Source organism: Candidatus Pseudomonas phytovorans (assembly GCA_029202525.1).
GTDB lineage: Bacteria > Pseudomonadota > Gammaproteobacteria > Pseudomonadales > Pseudomonadaceae > Aquipseudomonas > Aquipseudomonas phytovorans.
The window spans coordinates 1,720,668-1,739,803 of record CP119325.1; the positions used below are offsets into that span (position 1 = coordinate 1,720,668).

A 19,136-nucleotide genomic window follows, 5' to 3' on the forward strand; every position below is an offset into this window, starting at 1 on the left:
GACCGGCAAATGACTGCAAGTTTTTCAGGGTTATCGCACGTGTATCAAATTATTGCAGAAATGGCACTGCACCTCGGCTTCGCTGTCTGAATCAGTGTCGATGAACGCATTACGCATCGACGCTCGCCAGCGCCGCTGTTCGGGCACTCCAGCGGTCCAGGAGGCCGCCATGTCCTACCGAATCCTGTTGATCGCCCTGCTAGGGCTGATGACTTCTGCCTGCGCCCCGTATTACGAGAGCGGGGGCTATTACCGCTCGGATTACTACTCCACCGACCGCTATGTCGCGCCGGGTTATTACCGCTACGACCGTTACTACGTGACACCGCAGCCGCGTTATTACTACCAGCCAGCGCCGCGCTACTACCGTTCGGCACCGCCGCCTTATTATCGCCCGCAACCGCAGCCGGGGATGAACCAGTGGCACGGCAACCCTCGCAATGACTACGGCAACCGCCAGCGGCAGGACTACGGGCAGGATCGGGACCGGCACGATTATCGTGATGGCAGCCAGCGCTACCAGCAGCGTGACTGGCATTCCAACGGGCAGCGCAATGACGGCGGGCGCGGCGATGACCAGCGCGGACAGGGGCGAGGGGGCAACTGGCAGCGCTAGGTGAATGAAGCGCCCCAGATTGCAGATCTCAACCAAGATCTGCCAAAGGGTGCCTCCCCTCCCACACCTTGGAAAAGTGCGCCTCGACCACCGCCGCTGGCACCTGGGCCACATCCGGCCAGTGCCAGCGGGGGTGGTTGTCCTTGTCCAGCAAGCGGGCGCGAACGCCCTCGCTGAACTCAGGGTGGCGGCAGCAATTCAGGCTCATGCTGTATTCCATCTGGAACACCTGCGCCAACGACAGGTGCCGTGCCCGGCGAATCTGCTCCCACACCAGGTGCGCGGTCAGCGGGCAGCCCTCGTGCAGCCGCTGGCCTGCGTCTGCAAGCAGTGGGTCGTCATGCTGCTTGAGCCCCTCCAGCGCCCGCCAGGCCGCAGCAGCATCGGCCACGTCGAGCAACGCATCGATGACCCGCCGCCGTGGTAACCATTGGGCTGCGGGCAGCTCGGCGCAGGCGCGGTGCTGTTCGGCCTTGAGCAGGCTGTTCAGTTGCAGGGCGGTCTGCTCCTGCCAGTTCAGTTGCAGCAGCTCTTCGATCAGGGCCTCTTGCTGGTGTTCGCCGAAAAAACGGTCGGCCAGGCCCAGATCAAGGGCGTCGCGCGCATTGATTGGCGCACCCGTCAGGCCCAGGAACAACCCCAGCTTGCCCGGCAGCCGGGCCAGGAACCAACTGGCCCCCACATCGGGGTACAGGCCGATACTGATTTCCGGCATGGCCAATCGGCTGCTGGGCGTGACGATGCGTACATTGGCGCCCTGCAGCAGCCCCATACCGCCGCCCAGCACATGCCCGTGGCCCCAGCACAGCAGCGGCTTGGGGTAGGTGTGCAGGGCATGATCCAGCCGATACTCGGCGGCGAAGAAGGTGGCCGCCAGGGGCGGTACGCTGCCGGGGTGGTCACGGCAGGCCTGCGCCAGCGCACGCACATCACCCCCGGCGCAGAAGGCTTTGGCGCCGTTACCGCGCAGCAGCACGCAGACGACCCCAGGGTCGCGCGCCCAGTCGTGGAGTTGGTCGCCCAGCACCTCGATCATCGGCAGGTTCAGGGCATTGAGTGCTTTGGGCGCATCCAGGGTGGCGATGCCGATGCGGGCGCCGTCGGCGCCGGTGAGTACCTCACAATGAATGGCCATGGACTACCTCGCTCAGTCATCGCACAAGTATGGCCTGCCTGACCGAACATGCCGGTCGTCGGTCGGATCGTTTGACAAGCGGGGAGGGCTTACCTAGTGTCGCGCCATTGTTTACGGATGGCCCCATGACTGACGACGATCGCATCAAACTCGAACCCGGCTGGAAGGCCGCATTGCGCGGTGAATTCGAGCAACCCTACATGCACCAGCTGCGCGAGTTCCTGCGTGGCGAGTACGCAGCCGGCAAGGAGATCTACCCGCCAGGGCCGTTGATTTTCAACGCGCTCAACTCGACACCGCTGAACCAGGTCAAGGTGGTGATCCTCGGGCAGGACCCTTACCACGGCCCGGGCCAGGCACACGGCCTGTGCTTCTCGGTGCAGCCTGGCGTGGCCACGCCGCCGTCGCTGGTCAATATCTACAAGGAAATGCAGCGCGACCTGAACATCCCGATCGCCAGCCACGGCTACCTCCAAAGCTGGGCCGAGCAGGGCGTGCTGCTGCTCAACACCACCATGACCGTGGAGCGTGCCAATGCGGCGTCGCATGCCAAGAAGGGGTGGGAGTTCTTTACCGATCGGGTGATCCAGGTGGTCAGCGAGCAGTGCCCGAACGTGGTGTTCCTGCTGTGGGGCGCGCATGCGCAAAGCAAGCAGAAGCTGATCGACGGGACCAGGCACCTGGTGCTGAAGTCGGTGCATCCGTCGCCGTTGTCGGCTTACCGCGGGTTCTTGGGCTGTGGGCATTTCAGCCGGACCAACAGCTTCCTCGAACAGCGCGGGCTGGCGCCGATCAATTGGGCATTGCCGCCGCTGTGATCACTTGAAATACCGCGTCGCCTGCTTCGCGGGCTTGCCCGCTCCCACAGGTACTGCTCCGCCATCAGGCCCGGTGCGGTCCCTGGACTGCCCCCAAGAAGTTGGACAAAAAATCCAACCCTTGGGGGACCTATGGGCAAATACACAGAGCAGTTCAAGCTCACAGCCGTCTCAGCCTACCTGGATGGCAATAATGGCTTCCGAAAGGTAGCCCAGCATTTCGATGTTGATTTCAGCCTGCTCCGCCGGTGGGTTTCCAGCCATCAGAGCGAATCCAGCCTTTCTTCACGCTCACATGGGCGGCGTTATGACGACGATTTCAAGCGACAGGTGCTGAGCTACATGCACGAACATCGCCTTTCCATGCGGCAAACCGCAGCACATTTTGGCCTCGGTCAATCATCGCAGATAGGCAGCTGGCAGCGGCAGTACTACAGTGGTGACCCTATAGCCCCTGTCGACCGCCAGAAAAAGCCGATCAAAGTGCCGAAGAAGATCAAACCAGCAAAACCCACAAATACTGACGATTCGCAAAAGCCCCGAGACCAGCTGATGGCGGAGCTCGAATATCTGCGCATGGAGAACGCTGTCTTAAAGGAGCTCAAGGCTTTGCGAGAGGAAAAGGAACGAATGTCGGGGAAAAAGTCCTGATCGTTTCGAGGCTCAAGCCTAGATTCCCTTTGCCTGACCTGCTGCGTCTGGTCGGGCTGGCTCGCAGTACCTTTTACTATCAGGTGCAAGCTCAGCAGAAGCCGGACAAATATGCCGAGCTTAAAGAGCAGATTCAGCAGGTCTATCGCAAAGAGAAAGGGCGTTACGGCTATCGACGCGTTGCACTCGTGATCAGAAAAGGTGGGGTACTGGTCAACAAGAAGGTCATCGAGAGGCTGATGGCTGCCCTGGGTCTGCAGTCACTGGTGCGACCTAAGAAGTATCAGTCGTACCGAGGTGTTGTTGGCAAGATAGCGCCGAATCTGCTGGAGCGAAATTTCGTTGCCCAGCGTCCTAATCAGAAATGGGTGAGTGACGTAACTGAGTTCAAAGTGGCTGAACAGAAGCTCTATCTTTCGCCTGTGATGGATTTGTACAACGGAGAAATCATCGCTTACGAGACGGCGAGTCGCCCTCAGTACAGCCTGGTTGGGAACATGCTCGACAAGGCACTCAAAACCTTGGGAGAAAAGCCGAAGCTGGTGCTCCACACCGACCAGGGCTGGCAGTACCAGCAGGGTCAGTATCGCCACCAGCTGCGCAGTCGTGGGGTGAAACAGAGCATGTCTCGTAAAGGCAATTGCCTAGACAATGCAGCTATGGAAAGCTTCTTCGGCACGCTCAAGTCAGAATTTTTCTACCTCAAGCGTTTCGAGAGTATTGATGAATTGAAAGCGGGCCTGGATGAGTACATTCACTACTACAACCATGACCGCATCAAGCTAAGGCTCAATGGCCTGAGCCCTGTCGAGTACAGGACCCAGGCGGCAGCATAGAACTGTCCAACTTTTGGGGGGCAGTCCACCCTGTGGGAGCGGGCGACGCGGTTATTCCTGGTTTGCGTTCCACACTCGGAACAACGGTTCCGCCAGAAACAGCACTAACAGCAGCCGCATCACCTGCAGCGCTGTCACCAACGGCACCGACAATTGTAGGGTCTCCGCCGTCAGGCTCATCTCGGCAATCCCGCCCGGCATCATCCCCAGCGTAAGCGAGCGCAAGTCCAGCGCTGTCATCACGCTCAATACCCATGCGGCACTGCCGGCAATGGCCATGCACAGAGCCGTGGCCAGCAGCGTGCGCCCGAGGAACGATGGCGCGCGGCGGAAGAACGCCCGGTTGAAGTGACAAGCCAGGCCACTGCCGATCAACCACTGGCCAATCTGGCTGGCGCCGTTGGGCAAGGCGATCTGCAGGTTGCCTGCAAGGCTCACCGTGGCCGCCACCAGCAGCGGCCCGAACAACCACGGGTTAGGCTGGCGCAAGCGCTGCCACAGCAACGCCACGGCAACACCCAGCGGGGCAACCAGTGCCAGCCAGCCCCAGCTCACGCTGCCTGCGTGGTTGAGCGGTACCCCGTCACCCAGCAGAAACTTGAACAGTGCCGGCACGCACAGCACTACCGCCAGCACCCGCAGGCTCTGCGCTGCGGCTACCTGGCTGAGCACTGCACCGTTGCGGGCGCCCAGGTTGACCATCTCCCCCGAGCCCCCCGGCATGCTGGCAAAAAACGCCGTGGCGCGGTCTTCGCCGGTGCGCCGTAGCAGCCACACGCTGATCACGCTGGACAGGGTAGTGAACAAAGCACCGAAGAAGATCAGCGCAAAATGGCTGCCCACCTGCTCGATCACCGCTGGGGTAAAGTGCAGGCCAATGCCGATACCGATGATGCACTGGCCACATTTGCGACCGTTGGGAATCTCCGACAACTGCCAGGGCGTCAGGCAGCGCACCAGAATGATGGCCAGCAGCGAACCTACCATCCATGGCAAAGGCCAGCCGACCTGGCTGGCGAGGTAACCGCCAGCAAGGCCAACCAGCCCGGTTGCTACAAACAGCGGCAACGGTCGATCAGGCATCGGCCAACGCCCGACGCTGCTGGCTGCGTTTGCGCCAGATGCGCAGCAGCGGCAGGGTGAGCATCAGCGCCACCAGCGCCCAGACGCCCATGCTGATCGGGCTCGACCAGAGGATGCCCAGTTCACCGTTGGAGATCGACAGTGCGCGGCGCAGGTTTTGCTCCATCAGCCCACCCAGGATGAAACCGAGCAGGATCGGCGACAGCGGGAAGTCCAGCTTGCGCAGGATGTAACCCATGATGCCGATGCCGACCATCAGGAACAGGTCGAATGTGGTGGCATGCACGGCGTAGACGCCAATCGCCGTGATGATGGCGATCACTGGCACCAGCGCCCAGTTCGGCACGGCGAGGATGCGGGTGAAGATGCGGATCATCGGGATGTTGAGGATGACCAGCATGATGTTGGCAATGAACAGCGAAGCGATCAGGCCCCAGACGATGTCCGGCTGCTGTTCGAACAGCATCGGGCCGGGGGTGATGTTGTACAGGGTCAGCGCGCCGATCATTACGGCGGTGGTGCCGGAGCCCGGTACCCCCAGGGTCAGCATCGGGACCAGGGCGCCACAGCAGGACGCGCCGATGGCGGTTTCCGGCGCGGCCAGGCCACGGGCATCGCCCTTGCCGAACTTGCCGCTTTCCCCGGCCAGGCGTTTCTCGGTCATGTAGGCCACGGCACTGGCCAGCGTCGCGCCGGCGCCGGGCAGCACGCCCATGATGAAGCCGAGCAGGCCGCAACGGATGTTGACCACGAACACCGAGGCTGCTTCCTTGAAGTTGAACAGCATGCGCCCGGTGGCTTTTACCGCCTGGTGGCCATGGTGGGTCTTTTCCAGCAGCAGCAGGATTTCACTGATGGAGAACAGGCCCAGCACCAGCACCACGAACTGGATGCCGTCGGCCAGGTGCACGCTGTCGCCGGTGAAGCGGTACACGCCACTGTTGGCGTCGATGCCAACCGCCGACAGGAACAGGCCGATCAGTGCGGCAATGAACGTTTTCAACGGTTTGTCACCCGCCATGCCGCCCAGGGCGACAATGGCGAACACCATAAGCACGAAGTATTCCGCCGGGCCGAAGGCGATGGCCCATTTCGCCAGCAGCGGGGCGAACAGCACCATGCCGCAGGTGGCGATGAAGGCGCCGATGAACGAGCTCCACGCCGACAGCGACAGCGCCACGCCCGCCAGGCCTTGGCGAGCCATCGGGTAGCCGTCCAGGGTGGTCATCACGGTCGAGGCTTCGCCCGGGATGTTCAGCAGGATCGAGCTGATTCGCCCGCCGTACTCGCAGCCCAGGTACACCGCAGCCAGCAGGATCAGCGCCGACTCTGGCGGCAGGCCCAAGGCGAAGGCGATGGGGATCAGCAGGGCCACGCCGTTGATCGGGCCCAGGCCCGGCAGCAGGCCGACCACGGTGCCGATCAAGGTGCCACAGAGGGCAGTGACCAGGTTGTAAGGGGACAGTGCAACGCCGAAGCCCTGGCCCAGGTAGCTCAAGGTATCCATGTGTCAGTTCTCCAGTACGCTCAGCAGGCCAAGGGGCAGGGGCACATCCATCACACGGTCGAACAGCCAGTAGAGCAGCAGGCTCATGCCAACCACCACGATGGCGCTGTGCAGCCAGCGGCCGCCGTACAGCCGAGCCATGGGCAGGCCGACCAGGATGGCGCTGAGGATGAAACCCAGGGGCTCGAAGGTAGCGGCGAAAACGATCAGCAGGCCGACGCAGGCAGCGATCTTGATCAGGGTTTCGCGGTCCAGTGCTGGCTCGTCGTCCTTGTGCACGATCGGGGTAGGGCGGATGGCCAGGTAAAGCAGGCCCAGGCCCATCAGGCCGAGCATCAGCAGCGGGTAGGCGCGCGGGCCGACCGGTTCATAGGAAAACGCCGCCTGGTAGGGCCAGGCCATCACGGCCAAGGCGGCGCACACCGCCAGCAGGGCCAGGGCGAAGATGCGTTGCAGGATCATGAAGGAATCCTCGAAGGAAGCAGCTTTGATACTTCCCTGTGGGAGCGGGCGTGCCCGCGAATGCGATTGATCACACAACAATGCTGTTGCGACTGGCGCATTCGCGGGCACGCCCGCTCCCACAGGGACCGAGTGGGTGCTCGATTTACTGAATCAGGCCAAATTCCTTGGCCAGTGCCTTGTAGTCAGCCACTTGCTTCTTCACATAGCCGTCCAGCTCTTCGCCGGTCATGGCAAAGGGGAACAGCTCGCGCTGGTCACGCAGTTGGGCGAAGTCTTCAGAGGCCAGCATCTTGTCGAACGAGGCTTTCCACCAGGCGTAGTCCTCGTCGCTCACCTTTGGCCCCAGGTAGAAGCCGCGCACTACCGGCCAGACGATGTCGTAGCCTTGCTCCTTGGCGGTGGGGATGTCTTTCATTTCGGGCTCGTCCAGGCGGTTTTCCGAGAACACCGCAAGGATGCGCATGTTGCCGCTCTGGATGTGCGGCATGGAGTCGGAGATGTCGGTAGAACCGACCTGGATGTGACCGCCCAGCAGTGCCGTGGCAATTTCGCCACCGCCTTCCAGGGCCACGTAGCGCAGGTCGCGCGGGTTGATGCCGGCGGCCTTGGCGATCAGCGCGGTCTGCATCCAGTCCTGGCTGCCGACGGTGCCGCCGGAGCCGATCACCACCTTGCTCGGGTCTTTCTTCAGGGCCGCGACCAGGTCGTCGAGGGTTTTATAGGGCGAGTCGCTTTTCACTGCGATGGCGCCGTAGCTGGTGCCGACAGCAGCCAGCCACTTCACTGCGTTTTCGTCGAAGCGGCCGAACTTGCCTTGGGCCAGGTTCAGCAGCGAGCCGCTGGACCAGGCCACCAGGGTACCGGCATCGCCTGGGCGTTGAGCGACCACAGCGTTGTAGGCCACCGCGCCGACACCGCCGGGCATGTAGGTGACGCGCATTGGCTTGCTGAGGATCTTTTCCTGCACCAGGGCGCTTTGCACCAGCTTGCAGGTCAGGTCGAAGCCCCCGCCGGGCGAGGCGGGGGCGATGCATTCGGGGCGTTTGGGTTCGGCGGCCAGGGCGTTGCCGGCCAACAGCAGGCAGCCGGTAGCGAGGACGAGGCGGCGCAGTGAAAAGGTCATCGTCTATCTCCGTGAGCGTTGTTGTTTTTGGATTACCGCTATGGGGTTACCACAGCGCTACGCTGTAGCTGACCAACAGCCTCACTTCGTCCGCGTCGCGGGCGAAGTTGGAGCGGAAGGTAGCGTTGCGCAGGCGCACGGCGACGTTTTTCAACGGGCCGCTTTGTACCACGTACTTCAGTTCGGTGTTGCGTTCCCACTCTTTGCCTTCGCCACCGGCAGCACGGCTGACATTGTCGCCGCTGATGTAGCGGGTCATGAAGGTCAGGCCAGGTACGCCGAGCGCGGCAAAGTTGTAGTCGTAACGCGCCTGCCAGGAGCGTTCGTCGGCCCCAGCGAAGTCGTTGATCTGGACGAAGTTGACCAGATACGGGTCGGCGCCATCGACATACGGGAAGGCGCTGTCGCCGGACAGTTGCTGCCAGGCGGCGCTGACTTTGTGCCCGCCCAGGGCATAGCTGAGCATGCCGTTGACGGTGGTGTTGTCGATGTTGCCGGCCTTGGCGGCACCGGCGTCGTCACTGACTGCCAGGCGCAGGTCGGCGCCGAAGGTACCCGGGCCCCATGGCTGGGTGGCGACCATGCCGATGAAGTGCTGGCGGTAGATGTCGTCGAGCTGGGCGAAGTGGTAGCTGCCGGTGATGCGGTCGGTGAACTGGTAGTCGAGGCCGCCCAGGGTCAGGTTGTCAGCGCTGAACGAGCCACCGAAGCGGCCGTTCTTGTTGTTCAGGGCCAGGTCTTCCCAGTTGGTGTCGTTGCGGTCCTTGGCTTTGTCCAGGCGCCCGCCGGTGAAGGTCAGGCCTTTGATTTCCTTCGAGGTGAGCAGGCCTCCTTCGAAGGTTTGCGGCAGGATGCGCCCGTCGTTGGGCTGCAGGGTCGGCAGCTCCGGGATCAGCGTGCCGATCTTCAGTTCGGTCTGCGAGATCTTCACCTTGCCGGTCAGGCCGAGCTTTGAGTATTCGTCGGCAGCCTTGCCATCATCGTGGGTCGGCAGCAGGCCGGTGTCGGTGCGATCGGGGCTGGAGTCAAGCTTGATGCCGAGCATGCCCAGTGCGTCCAGGCCGAACCCTACGGTGCCATCGGTGTAGCCGGACTCGAAGTTGAGGATGAAGCCCTGGGCCCACTCGTCGCGCTTGGACTGCTGCGCGCTGGTGCCGTCGCGAAAGTCGCGGTTGAAGTACATGTTGCGGGTTTCGAAGGTGGCCGTGCTGTCTTCGAAGAAGGCGGCCTGGCTCATCGGGGCGACACCGGCAAGCGCGAGGGCGCTGGCGATGGCAGAGGGGCGTGCGGCAAAGGAACGGGTAGGCGCGAACGCCTGCGGCTGCGATGACAGCATCGTCGATGACTCCGTTTATTGTTCTTATTCGTTGCACCTTGCTGGTGCTTTTTTCGGCGCGAAGAGCGACCGTGGTGCGATGCTAGGCAACGAACCTTTCGCTAACCTTTCAGTGAGAAAGGTTTGTTACAAGGGGCTTCACAGGCCCGAGGACAGCGGTACACTCCGCGCCACCGCCCCACCCGAGCAGGGAGAAACCGATGCGTGTGCTGCTGGTCGAAGACCATCTGCAACTGGCCGAAAGCGTGGCCCAGGCCTTGAAAAGCCACGGCCTGACCGTGGATGTGCTGCATGACGGCGTGGCTGCCGACCTGGCCCTGGCCAGCGAGGAGTACGCTGTGGTCGTGCTGGATGTCGGCTTGCCGCGCATGGACGGCTTCGAGGTACTGGCGCGCCTGCGCGGCCGTGGCAAGACCGTGCCGGTGCTGATGCTGACTGCACGCAGTGACGTCAAGGACCGGGTCCACGGCCTGAACCTGGGCGCCGACGACTACCTGGCCAAACCGTTCGAATTGACCGAGCTGGAAGCGCGGGTCAAGGCCCTGCTGCGCCGCAGTGTGCTCGGTGGCGAGCGCCAGCAACGCTGCGGGCCGCTGGTTTACGACCTGGATACCCGGCGCTTCAGCCTCGGCGACGACAACCTGACCCTGACCTCGCGCGAACAAAGCGTGCTGGAAGCGCTGATCGCTCGCCCGGGGCGGGTGATGAGCAAGGAGCAGTTGGCTGCCCAGGTATTCGGCCTGGATGAAGAAGCCAGCCCCGACGCCATCGAAATCTACATCCATCGCCTGCGCAAGAAGCTCGACGGCCACCCGGTGGCGATTGTCACCTTCCGCGGCCTGGGCTACCTGTTAGAGCACCGCGATGCGTGACAACGGCAGCCTGCGCGGGCGCCTGCTGGGCAACCTGGCCTTGTTGCTGGTGGTGCTGATGCTGGCCAGCGGCCTGAGTGCCTACTGGAACGGCCGCGAAGCCGCCGACACGGCTTACGACCGCACCCTGCTGGCCTCGGCACGGACCATCGCCGCCGGCCTGTCGCAGCGTGACGGTTCGCTGAGCGCAGATGTGCCCTACGTGGCGCTGGACACCTTCGCCTACGACAGTGCCGGGCGTATCTACTACCAGGTGCTGGACATCAAGCAGCGGCTGATTTCCGGCTACGAAAACCTGCCACCACCGCCGCCCGGCACGCCGCGTACCGATGACTACCCGGCCTTGGCGCGGTTCTACAACGCTACCTACCTTGGCCAGGATGTGCGCGTGGTCAGCCTGCTGAAGGCCGTCACCGAGCCGAACATGAACGGCATGGCGGAAATCCGCGTGGCCGAGACCGAGGAGGCGCGGGTGCGCATGGCCCGTGGGCTGATGGCCGACACCCTGCTGCGCCTGGGCATGCTGGCGCTGGGCGCGCTGGTGATGGTGTGGTTTGCCGTGAGTGCGGCGTTGCGGCCGCTGGAGCGCCTGCGCACGGCGGTAGAGGAGCGCCAGCCGGATGATTTGCGGGCGTTGCCGGTGGTGCAGGTGCAACGTGAGCTTGGCCCGCTGGTGCGGGCCTTGAATCACTTTACCGAGCGCTTACGTGGCCAGTTCGAGCGCCAGGCGCAGTTTATTGCCGATGCTGCTCACGAACTGCGCACGCCGCTGGCTGCCTTGAAGGCGCGGGTGGAACTTGGCTTGCGCTCATCCGAGCCACAGGAGTGGCGGCAGACGCTGGAATCTGCGGTTCAGGGCACTGACCGCCTGACCCATCTGGCCAACCAGTTACTGTCGCTGGCGCGGGTCGAGAATGGTGCCCGGGCGATTGCCGAAGGTGGCGCACAGCGCCTCGACCTGAGCCAACTGGCCCGTGAGCTGGGCATGGCCATGGCGCCTTTGGCGCACAAGCGTGGTGTTGCTCTGGCCTTGGAGGCCGAGGCCCCGGTATGGCTCAAGGGTGAGCCGACGCTGCTCAACGAGCTGTTGAGCAACCTGGTGGACAACGCCTTGGCGCATACCCCGGCTGGCGGCAACGTGATTTTGCGGGTGGTGGCGCCAGCGGTACTGGAAGTGGAAGACGACGGGCCGGGTATTCCCGAGGCCGAGCGCGAACGGGTATTCGAGCGGTTCTACCGCCGCAGTGCGCAGGGCAGCGGGCTTGGCCTGGCGATTGTCGGCGAGATCTGCCGGGCGCATCTGGCTCAGGTGAGCCTGCATGATGGCGAGAAGGGCGGGCTGCGGGTGCGGGTGAGTTTTATTGCCGACTGATGGATTACCTGTGCTGACCTCTTCGCGGGCGCGCCCGCTCCCACAGATACGGCGCAGCCCGTTAAAGCGGTGATGTCCCTGTGGGAGCGGGCATGCCCGCGAAGAGGCCTGCAAGGCTGATACCCTTTAGCGCAACATGCTCCGCGCCTCTAGCAGCTCATCCACCTCCAGCTCGGTACCAAACGGCAACCCCAGGTGGCGGTACGCCGGCAGTGCTGCCAACGGCCGGTTGCGGCCTCGCTGGCTGATACAGCGGGCGATCTGCACGATGTCGATGTAGTCGACCTTGTCGGTCTGCCGGTCCAGGTCCTGAACCTGACTTGGCAGGTTGACCAGTTGCTCCGGGAATTCCCAGGCCTTGAGGATCTTGTCCCCCAGCACCGGCTGGATCTGCTCGATCACGTAGTGCAGGCAAACCGGATCGGACAACAGTTCGTTGTGCTCTTCGGCATAGATCAGTACCGGCAGCGCGCCAATCTGGTGGACCAGCCCGCCCAACGTGGCCTGGTCGGGTTTGAGAGGCGTAAAGCGACGGCAGATTTCGTAGCTGATACCTGCCACTTCCAGGCTGTTGGCCCAGATATCACGCAGTTTCTGCTCAACTGCCGACGAGCGTGCGTGGAAAATCTGCTCGATCACCAAACCAATGGCCAGGTTGCAGCTGTAGTTGATACCCAGCCGCGTAATGGCAGTATGCAGGTCGGTGACCTCGACCGCTGCGCGCAGCAGCGGGCTGTTGACCACCTTGATCAGGCGCGCTGAAAGGGCCGCGTCGCGACCGATCACTTTGCTCAGGGCCGCTACGCTGATCTCGCTGTCTTCCGCTGCCTCGCGGATGCTCAAGGCAACCTCGGGCAGGGTTGGCAGGACCAGGTCATCCTTTTCGATGGCATCGAGCAACTGTGCTTGAACCATCTCGGCCAGCTTGTTCATGGGCGTGTCTACCGCAGTGGTGGGGCAGCCCCGCCATAGGGCGGGGCAGGCTGGTCAGCGCTGGATTTCCCGGTCGCGGTCCAGTTCGTAGGGCAGGGTCAGTACCTGCAGGCGCGGGCCTTCGAGGCTGCCCAGGTGCAGGTTGTCGTCTGCCACCGCGTCGGCGCTGAGCACCGCGAGCAGTTCGCAACCCGCACCGTTGCCAGCGGCTATGACCACTTCACCGACTGACGACCCGTGGGTGGGCGAGAAGATCTCGGCACCCGGGGCCGGAATGGCCTGCTGGTCCAGTGCCAGGCGGTACTGGCGGCGCTTGAGCTTGCCCAGATACTGCATGCGGGCGACGATTTCCTGGCCGGTGTAGCAGCCTTTCTTGAAGCTGACGCCGTCCACGGCCTGCAGGTTGATCATCTGCGGGATGAACTGCTCACGGGTCGGCCCCATGACCTGGCCGATACCAGCTCGAACCTGGCCTAGCAGCCAGTCGTTGAGGCTGCCTTCAGCCAGAGTGCTGGCAAGGGTCTGGCGTACCGTGTCGGCGTTGTCCACCGGCACCCACAGCTCCACACGTCCAGGGGACACGGCAATGGCGATCAGGCCTTCATGGCGCACGGTGCTGCCGGCGCCTGCGGGTACATCGAGCCCCAGCGCCTGCAGCGCAGCGTCGCCGCCTTGCAGCCCAAAGCGTGCCCAGGCGGCGCTTTCATCGGTCAGCGTGGCCTTGGAGAACACAGCGTACTTCTTCAGGTCGGCCAGTTGGGCCTCAAGCAGTTCGCTGGCCATGGCCAGCAGGTAGCCGTTGCCTTCGGGCAGTATGCGGAAGCTCGACTGCATGCGGCCCTTGACCATGCAGCGGGCGCCGAGGCTGGCGTGTTCCTGGCTGAGGTAGTTGATGTTGCAGGTCAGCTGGCCTTGCAGGAACTTGCCTGCATCGGAGCCGCGGACGGCGAGGATGCCCTCGTGGGACAGGGGGCAGAAGAAAGCGGAATCGGCCATGGGTCATCGCGGTGGCTAAAGACTGGCGGCCATCATAGAACGCCGGTAACAAAATAGGTAGGTGAGTAGACCAACGCCCGGTGTCGCTACGCTCGCCGGGCTGTATACTGGCCGGCCATTCGAGGAGGGCCCCATGGTCGAACAAACTGAACTCAACCGGCTTTTCTGGCATAGCCGCCGTGGCATGCTGGAACTGGACGTACTGCTGGTGCCTTTCACCCAGGAAGTCTACTCCACCCTCAACCAGGCCGATCGTGAGCTGTATGTGCGTCTGTTGAGCTGCGAGGATCAGGACATGTTCGGCTGGTTCATGGAGCGTACCGAGTCCGAAGACCCGGAGCTGCAGCGCATGGTCCGCATCATTCTGGACCGTGTCCAACCCAAGTGAGTGTTTCGAGTGCCGTTGGCAAGGCTCGCGCCTGCTGCTAGCGGCCTACCTGGCTTGCCAGGTGCTGGCGTGGCTTGCCGTGTGGGCGAGCCCTTTGCCAGGGTGGTTGGCCCTTTCTGTTGTCGCTGCCTGTATCGCCCACGCTGCCTGGGCCATTCCCCGTCGTATCCTGTTGACCCATGAGCATGCCGTTGTCGGCCTGCGCCGTGATATGCGCGGCTGGCAGGTGTTCAGCCGTGCCCGTGGCTGGCAGCCGGTGCGTTTGTGTCGGGACAGCGTGGCATTGCCGCGGTTGGTGGTGTTGCGCTTTGAGCGGGCGGGGCGATGGGTGGGGGAGAGCCAGTGCATACCGCAGGATGCGCTAGGGGCGGATGAGCATCGGCGCTTGCGGGTGCGCTTGAAGTTCAGCCGGCGCAGGTGGGTAGGCGTAGGTGCGAGTGAGGGCTAACAGGTGCTCGCCTTGGCAGGTTCGGCGCCTGTGAGATCGAGCGCCGCCCGCGCGGCGCTTCGCGGGGCAAGCCCGCTCCCACATTTGTTGCAACGTGCCAAACTTGTCAGGCCATGGTTGCCAGCCTTGTTGCCTTGACGCAATTTCTTGGCTGGCGTTACTGGCGCCTCATCCGTCTTCAGTCTTGTATCAAGGCTGACAACGCCTCCTTCACAGGCAGGGTCACGTTGCAACAAATGTGGGAGCGGGCTTGTCCCGCGAAGCGCCGCGCGGGCGGCGCTCGATCTCACAGGCGCTGCAAATTTCAGAGCGGACTAAGAATGGTGTCCTTGGCCTCGTCGAGCATTCCCGGGTAATCCAGTGTGTAGTGCAACCCACGGCTTTCCTTGCGCTGCATCGCCGACAGGATCATCAACTCGGCCACCTGCGCCAGATTGCGCAGTTCGATCAGGTCGCGGCTGACCTTGTAGTTACTGTAGAACTCGTCGATTTCGTCCAGCAGCAGACGAATGCGATGCTGGGCCCGCTGCAGGCGCTTGCTGGTACGCACGATGCCCACGTAGTCCCACATGAAGCGCCGCAGTTCATCCCAGTTGTGCGCGATGATCACGTCCTCGTCCGAGTCCGTGACCTGGCTGGCATCCCAGCCGGGCAGGGCCTTGGGCATGGCCACTTGTTCCAGGTGCGCCTCGATGTCGGCAGCAGCGGCACGGCCATAGACGAAACATTCCAGCAGCGAGTTGCTGGCCATGCGGTTTGCACCGTGCAAGCCAGTGAAGCTGGTTTCGCCGATGGCATACAAACCGGGCACGTCGGTGTGGCCGCGATCATCCACCATCACGCCGCCGCAGGTGTAATGCGCCGCCGGTACTACCGGGATCGGCTGGCGGGTAATGTCAATCCCAAAGGCCAGGCAGCGCTCGTACACGGTGGGGAAGTGGCCCATGATGAACTCGGCCGGCTTGTGGGTGATGTCCAGGTACACGCAGTCCACGCCCAGGCGCTTCATCTCGTGGTCGATGGCGCGCGCCACGATGTCGCGCGGGGCGAGTTCTTCGCGCGGATCGAAGCGGGGCATGAAACGCTCGCCATTGGGCAGGCGCAGCAGCGCGCCTTCACCGCGCAGGGCTTCGGTAATCAGGAAACTCTTGGCCTGCGGGTGGTACAGGCAGGTCGGGTGGAACTGGTTGAATTCCAGGTTCGCCACCCGGCAGCCGGCTCGCCAGGCCATGGCGATGCCGTCACCGCAGGCGCCATCGGGATTACTGGTGTACAGGTAGACCTTGGCTGCACCGCCCGTGGCCAACACGGTGAATCGCGCGCCGAAGGTGTCCACCTCACCGGTGTTGCGGTCGAGCACGTAGGCGCCCAGGCAGCGCTCGCCGGGCAGGCCCAGGCGGCGTTCGGTGATCAGGTCGACCGCCACGCGCTGCTCCAGCAACTGGATGTTCGGGCGCCGGCGCGCCTGTTCCAGTAGCGTGGTGAAAATGGCTGCGCCGGTAGCGTCGGCGGCGTGGATGATGCGCCGGTGACTGTGGCCGCCCTCACGGGTGAGGTGGAATTCGAAGCCTCCGTCGTCAACGCTGGAGTGCTCGTCGCGGGTAAAGGGTACGCCTTGCTCGATCAGCCACTGGATGGCTTCGCGGCTGTGTTCGACGGTGAAACGCACCGCTTCTTCATGGCACAGGCCGCCGCCGGCATTGAGGGTGTCCTCGACATGCGACTGCACGGTATCGGTGTTGTCCAGCACTGCAGCGACCCCGCCCTGGGCCCAGAAGGTCGAGCCGTTGGCCAGGTCTCCCTTGCTGAGCACGGCAACACGCAGGTGGCTGGGGAGGTTCAGTGCCAGGCTGAGACCGGCGGCACCGCTGCCGATCACCAGGACATCATGTTGGAATTGTTGGCTCATGTCGGGACACTAGTAATCTGCGGAAGGGGCACGGCACAATAGTCACGCGCCGATGGCAATGTGAAACTATCGTTAAACTTGGCCGGGTTGTCTTTATAGCAGCCCCGGGTGGCCAATTTCCATGCCACTTGCCAGGTTGCGGCAACCTTTGTGGGAACTTTCCGACATCAGTGGAAATCCTATGAAGGCTGTCCGCACGCCAATTTTTGCCGCGGCGACGCAGGGTGGCAGGCCTTTTCGGGCTGTACCTGCGTATTCGAAACCTGATTATCGACGTAGCCGGCCGTGACCGCGCCGCGTCTTCCGTGCAGGCCGACCAAGGGCTGCAGGAAACTTGCTTGGAGGGGAGAACTTTTGCGTAAAGCCCGAGTCTATGGTTGCAAGCCTGATCGATGGGTGTTGCAACGCTCCTTCGAGTTCACTGAGGAGTGTTCATGCTAACCCAGGAAGAGGATCAGCAGCTTGTCGAGCGCGTTCAGCGCGGAGACAGGCGAGCGTTCGATCTGTTGGTGCTGAAGTATCAGCACAAGATTCTCGGGTTGATCGTGCGGTTCGTTCACGACACCCACGAGGCCCAGGATGTAGCACAGGAAGCCTTTATCAAGGCCTACCGTGCGCTAGGCAATTTCCGCGGTGACAGTGCGTTTTATACCTGGCTGTACCGCATCGCCATCAACACGGCGAAGAACTACCTGGTGTCCCGTGGAAGACGGCCGCCAGACAGTGATGTGAGCTCCGAGGATGCGGAGTTTTACGACGGCGATCATGGTCTCAAGGATCTCGAGTCACCAGAGCGCGCGTTGTTGCGGGATGAAATCGAAGGCACTGTCCATCGCACCATCCAGCAACTCCCCGAAGACCTGCGTACGGCTTTGACCCTGCGCGAGTTCGACGGGCTGAGTTACGAAGACATTGCCAGTGTCATGCAATGTCCGGTGGGTACCGTGCGCTCTCGAATTTTTCGCGCTCGGGAGGCCATAGATAAAGCCCTGCAGCCGTTGTTGCAGGAAACCTGAGACAGCGGCGACAGCCAAGAGAGGAACCGCCATGAGTCGTGAAGCGTTGCAGGAATCGCTGTCCGCGGTGATGGATAACGAAGCGGACGAACTGGAACTGCGTCGGGTGCTGAGCGCCGTCGACGATGCAGAAACCCGTGCCACCTGGTCGCGTTACCAGGTAGCCCGTGCAGCCATGCACAAGGAGCTGCTGCTGCCCAACCTGGATATCGCTTCGGCGGTGTCTGCGGCGCTGGCTGACGAAGCCGTGCCGGCCAAGGTCAACAAGGGCCCATGGCGCAGCGTTGCTCGCCTGGCGGTTGCCGCCTCGGTCACCGTTGCGGTGCTGGCAGGCGTGCGCATGTACAACCAGGACGAAATAACCGGCGCCGAGCTGGCTTCGCAGCAGCCTGCGCAACAAGGCCTGAGCATGCCACAAACTCAGGGTCCGGCTGTTTTGGCAGGCTATAGTGAAAGCAGTGAGCAACCGACCGGGCCAATGGCTAACGGCGTGCTGCAAAATCAGGCCGGCTGGGATCAGCGCCTGCCGGGCTATCTGCGCCAGCACGCTCAGGAGTCCGCGCTCCAAGGCACTGAAACTGCCCTGCCGTACGCCCGTGCCGCCAGCATGGGAAACCCCGCTAAGTAAGGAGGATCATGCGCGCGCTACCTCTTCTGTCGCTGCTTATTGGCAGCTGCATGACCGTGCCGGCATTGGCAGCCAATTCCTCGCCCCAGGCGAGTGAGTGGCTTAACAAGCTGGCACAAGCCGAGCAAAAGCAGAGTTATCAGGGTTCGTTCGTCTACGAACGCAACGGTAGCTTCTCTTCCCACGATATCTGGCACAGGGTTCAGGACGGCAAGGTCAGCGAGCGGCTGTTACAGCTCGATGGCGCCGCCCAGGAAATCCTGCGCGTGGATGGCAAGGTGGAGTGTGTCAGTGGGGCCTTGGTCAGCGGTGTGACCAGCCCTGCGGACGCTGCACAGCGTGTGCTGGATCCCCTGAAACTGATGGGCTGGTACGACTTGAGCGTGGCGGGCAAGTCACGGGTCGCCGGGCGCGATGCCGTAATCGTCACACTTACCCCCCGCGACCAGCACCGCTATGCCTTCGAATTGCACCTGGACCGCAGTACTGGCCTGCCGCTGCGCTCATTGATGCTCAACGACAAAGGGCAGCTGCTCGAACGCTTCCAGATGACGCGCCTCGAAACCGACAAGCCGCCTGCCGACGATGACCTGCGCCCCAGTGCTGCATGCAAGCCCGTGCAGCGTGTCGCCTCTGCCAGTAATGACAGCGTCGCGGGTTGGCGCTCGGACTGGCTCCCGCCAGGGTTCGAGCTGGTCAACAGTTCGGTGCGGCGCGACCCCAAACGGGACAGCACGGTCAGTAGCCTGATGTACGATGATGGGCTGGCGCGCTTCTCGGTGTTCCTTGAACCCGTGAAGGACGATGCCGGCACCGACGTGCGTACCCAGCTTGGCCCGACCTCGGCAGTTTCGCGTCGCCTTAACACGCCCAAAGGCAAGGTGATGGTCACCGTGGTTGGCGAAATACCGTTAGGTACGGCAGAACGCGTCGCATTGTCGATGCGCCCCCAGGATGCTCAGGCGCGCCAGTAATGGTGCGCCTTTGCGGCCCATGCCAAGGCG

The 19,136-nt window shown here is 62.9% G+C and carries 19 protein-coding genes; 10 read left to right on the forward strand and 9 right to left on the reverse strand.

All coding sequences use genetic code 11. From position 1 onward, the window contains the following. The first annotated feature begins 169 nt into the window (after positions 1–169). Positions 170–616: a hypothetical protein gene (locus P0Y58_07650; protein WEK32061.1), complete on the forward strand. Its 447-nt coding sequence runs from the start codon at positions 170–172 to the stop codon at positions 614–616. Positions 617–644: 28 nt separating this feature from the next. On the opposite strand, the gene P0Y58_07655 is transcribed toward P0Y58_07650, so the two are convergent. Next, positions 645–1,751 carry an enoyl-CoA hydratase/isomerase family protein gene (locus P0Y58_07655; protein WEK32062.1) on the reverse strand — a complete coding sequence of 369 codons (1,107 nt, stop codon included), beginning with the start codon at positions 1,749–1,751 and terminating at the stop codon, positions 645–647. A gap of 125 nt (positions 1,752–1,876) precedes the next feature. Between P0Y58_07655 and ung the strand changes: the two genes are divergently transcribed. Beyond that, entirely contained in the window at positions 1,877–2,569 is a 693-nt protein-coding gene (gene ung, locus P0Y58_07660; GenBank protein ID WEK32063.1) for a uracil-DNA glycosylase, read from the forward strand. A gap of 132 nt (positions 2,570–2,701) precedes the next feature. Further along, a protein-coding gene (locus P0Y58_07665) for an IS3 family transposase (GenBank protein ID WEK32064.1) occupies positions 2,702–4,056 on the forward strand; the annotation gives its coding sequence in 2 pieces (ribosomal slippage) (positions 2,702–3,194 and positions 3,194–4,056; 1,356 coding nt in all). 51 nt (positions 4,057–4,107) lie between these two features. Here P0Y58_07665 and P0Y58_07670 read toward each other — a convergent pair. The 5 genes from P0Y58_07670 to P0Y58_07690 all read right to left on the reverse strand — a co-directional run bounded on the left by P0Y58_07670 (position 4,108) and on the right by P0Y58_07690 (position 9,570). After that, complete coding sequence (locus P0Y58_07670) at positions 4,108–5,139, reverse strand: AbrB family transcriptional regulator (protein ID WEK32065.1); 1,032 nt, start codon at positions 5,137–5,139, stop codon at positions 4,108–4,110. Beyond that, on the reverse strand, positions 5,132–6,646 hold the full coding sequence (locus P0Y58_07675; GenBank protein ID WEK32066.1) for a tripartite tricarboxylate transporter permease: 1,515 nt from the start codon (positions 6,644–6,646) through the stop codon (positions 5,132–5,134). The genes P0Y58_07670 and P0Y58_07675 overlap by 8 nt, the downstream gene beginning before the upstream one ends. Positions 6,647–6,649: 3 nt before the next feature. Continuing rightward, a complete protein-coding gene (locus P0Y58_07680) occupies positions 6,650–7,108 on the reverse strand; it encodes a tripartite tricarboxylate transporter TctB family protein (protein ID WEK32067.1) in 459 nt (152 codons plus the stop codon). A 145-nt stretch (positions 7,109–7,253) separates the two neighbouring features. Further along, complete coding sequence (locus P0Y58_07685; GenBank protein ID WEK32068.1) at positions 7,254–8,234, reverse strand: tripartite tricarboxylate transporter substrate binding protein; 981 nt, start codon at positions 8,232–8,234, stop codon at positions 7,254–7,256. 46 nt (positions 8,235–8,280) lie between these two features. Further along, positions 8,281–9,570: an OprD family porin gene (locus P0Y58_07690; GenBank protein WEK32069.1), complete on the reverse strand. Its 1,290-nt coding sequence runs from the start codon at positions 9,568–9,570 to the stop codon at positions 8,281–8,283. A gap of 200 nt (positions 9,571–9,770) precedes the next feature. Between P0Y58_07690 and P0Y58_07695 the strand changes: the two genes are divergently transcribed. Then, positions 9,771–10,442: a response regulator gene (locus P0Y58_07695; protein ID WEK32070.1), complete on the forward strand. Its 672-nt coding sequence runs from the start codon at positions 9,771–9,773 to the stop codon at positions 10,440–10,442. Beyond that, positions 10,435–11,814 carry a sensor histidine kinase N-terminal domain-containing protein gene (locus P0Y58_07700; protein WEK32071.1) on the forward strand — a complete coding sequence of 460 codons (1,380 nt, stop codon included), beginning with the start codon at positions 10,435–10,437 and terminating at the stop codon, positions 11,812–11,814. Before P0Y58_07695 ends, P0Y58_07700 begins: the two co-directional genes overlap by 8 nt. A 126-nt stretch (positions 11,815–11,940) precedes the next feature. Here P0Y58_07700 and P0Y58_07705 read toward each other — a convergent pair whose 3' ends face one another. Together P0Y58_07705 and P0Y58_07710 are read right to left on the reverse strand one after the other, a co-directional pair. Beyond that, a complete protein-coding gene (locus P0Y58_07705; protein WEK32072.1) occupies positions 11,941–12,747 on the reverse strand; it encodes an HDOD domain-containing protein in 807 nt (268 codons plus the stop codon). 54 nt (positions 12,748–12,801) lie between these two features. Beyond that, complete coding sequence (locus tag P0Y58_07710) at positions 12,802–13,743, reverse strand: folate-binding protein YgfZ (GenBank protein WEK32073.1); 942 nt, start codon at positions 13,741–13,743, stop codon at positions 12,802–12,804. A gap of 133 nt (positions 13,744–13,876) precedes the next feature. Here P0Y58_07710 and P0Y58_07715 point away from each other — a divergent pair, with 133 nt between their 5' ends. Together P0Y58_07715 and P0Y58_07720 are read left to right on the forward strand one after the other, a co-directional pair. After that, the gene (locus tag P0Y58_07715; GenBank protein WEK32074.1) at positions 13,877–14,131 is read left to right on the forward strand and encodes a succinate dehydrogenase assembly factor 2; all 255 of its coding nucleotides are present in this window, start codon (positions 13,877–13,879) and stop codon (positions 14,129–14,131) included. Continuing rightward, positions 14,115–14,579: a hypothetical protein gene (locus tag P0Y58_07720; GenBank protein ID WEK32075.1), complete on the forward strand. Its 465-nt coding sequence runs from the start codon at positions 14,115–14,117 to the stop codon at positions 14,577–14,579. The genes P0Y58_07715 and P0Y58_07720 overlap by 17 nt, the downstream gene beginning before the upstream one ends. Positions 14,580–14,883: 304 nt before the next feature. On the opposite strand, the gene nadB is transcribed toward P0Y58_07720, so the two are convergent. Then, on the reverse strand, positions 14,884–16,488 hold the full coding sequence (gene nadB / locus P0Y58_07725; GenBank protein WEK32076.1) for an L-aspartate oxidase: 1,605 nt from the start codon (positions 16,486–16,488) through the stop codon (positions 14,884–14,886). A gap of 434 nt (positions 16,489–16,922) precedes the next feature. On the opposite strand from nadB, the gene rpoE reads away from it, so the two are divergent. Genes rpoE through P0Y58_07740 form a run of 3 tightly spaced genes read left to right on the forward strand, consistent with a single transcriptional unit; the run spans position 16,923 to position 19,106 of the window. Then, positions 16,923–17,504 (forward strand): RNA polymerase sigma factor RpoE, encoded by a 582-nt coding sequence (gene rpoE, locus P0Y58_07730; GenBank protein ID WEK32077.1) that lies wholly within the window; start codon positions 16,923–16,925, stop codon positions 17,502–17,504. 31 nt (positions 17,505–17,535) lie between these two features. Beyond that, the gene (locus tag P0Y58_07735; GenBank protein ID WEK32078.1) at positions 17,536–18,132 is read left to right on the forward strand and encodes an RseA family anti-sigma factor; all 597 of its coding nucleotides are present in this window, start codon (positions 17,536–17,538) and stop codon (positions 18,130–18,132) included. Positions 18,133–18,140: 8 nt separating this feature from the next. Further along, a complete protein-coding gene (locus P0Y58_07740) occupies positions 18,141–19,106 on the forward strand; it encodes a MucB/RseB C-terminal domain-containing protein (GenBank protein ID WEK32079.1) in 966 nt (321 codons plus the stop codon). Positions 19,107–19,136: the final 30 nt, after the last annotated feature.

Excerpts from the sequence above, each read along its gene's own strand:
- P0Y58_07710 (WEK32073.1), bottom strand. The coding sequence starts at position 13,743 with ATGGCCGATTCCGCTTTCTTCTGCCCCCTGTCCCACGAGGGCATCCTC.
- nadB (WEK32076.1), bottom strand. The coding sequence starts at position 16,488 with ATGAGCCAACAATTCCAACATGATGTCCTGGTGATCGGCAGCGGTGCC.
- P0Y58_07690 (WEK32069.1), bottom strand. The coding sequence starts at position 9,570 with ATGCTGTCATCGCAGCCGCAGGCGTTCGCGCCTACCCGTTCCTTTGCC.
- P0Y58_07655 (WEK32062.1), bottom strand. The coding sequence starts at position 1,751 with ATGGCCATTCATTGTGAGGTACTCACCGGCGCCGACGGCGCCCGCATC.
- P0Y58_07735 (WEK32078.1), top strand. The coding sequence starts at position 17,536 with ATGAGTCGTGAAGCGTTGCAGGAATCGCTGTCCGCGGTGATGGATAAC.
- P0Y58_07695 (WEK32070.1), top strand. The coding sequence starts at position 9,771 with ATGCGTGTGCTGCTGGTCGAAGACCATCTGCAACTGGCCGAAAGCGTG.
- P0Y58_07705 (WEK32072.1), bottom strand. The coding sequence starts at position 12,747 with ATGAACAAGCTGGCCGAGATGGTTCAAGCACAGTTGCTCGATGCCATC.
- P0Y58_07685 (WEK32068.1), bottom strand. The coding sequence starts at position 8,234 with ATGACCTTTTCACTGCGCCGCCTCGTCCTCGCTACCGGCTGCCTGCTG.
- P0Y58_07675 (WEK32066.1), bottom strand. The coding sequence starts at position 6,646 with ATGGATACCTTGAGCTACCTGGGCCAGGGCTTCGGCGTTGCACTGTCC.
- P0Y58_07680 (WEK32067.1), bottom strand. The coding sequence starts at position 7,108 with ATGATCCTGCAACGCATCTTCGCCCTGGCCCTGCTGGCGGTGTGCGCC.
- P0Y58_07650 (WEK32061.1), top strand. The coding sequence starts at position 170 with ATGTCCTACCGAATCCTGTTGATCGCCCTGCTAGGGCTGATGACTTCT.
- P0Y58_07715 (WEK32074.1), top strand. The coding sequence starts at position 13,877 with ATGGTCGAACAAACTGAACTCAACCGGCTTTTCTGGCATAGCCGCCGT.
- P0Y58_07740 (WEK32079.1), top strand. The coding sequence starts at position 18,141 with ATGCGCGCGCTACCTCTTCTGTCGCTGCTTATTGGCAGCTGCATGACC.
- rpoE (WEK32077.1), top strand. The coding sequence starts at position 16,923 with ATGCTAACCCAGGAAGAGGATCAGCAGCTTGTCGAGCGCGTTCAGCGC.
- P0Y58_07670 (WEK32065.1), bottom strand. The coding sequence starts at position 5,139 with ATGCCTGATCGACCGTTGCCGCTGTTTGTAGCAACCGGGCTGGTTGGC.
- ung (WEK32063.1), top strand. The coding sequence starts at position 1,877 with ATGACTGACGACGATCGCATCAAACTCGAACCCGGCTGGAAGGCCGCA.
- P0Y58_07700 (WEK32071.1), top strand. The coding sequence starts at position 10,435 with ATGCGTGACAACGGCAGCCTGCGCGGGCGCCTGCTGGGCAACCTGGCC.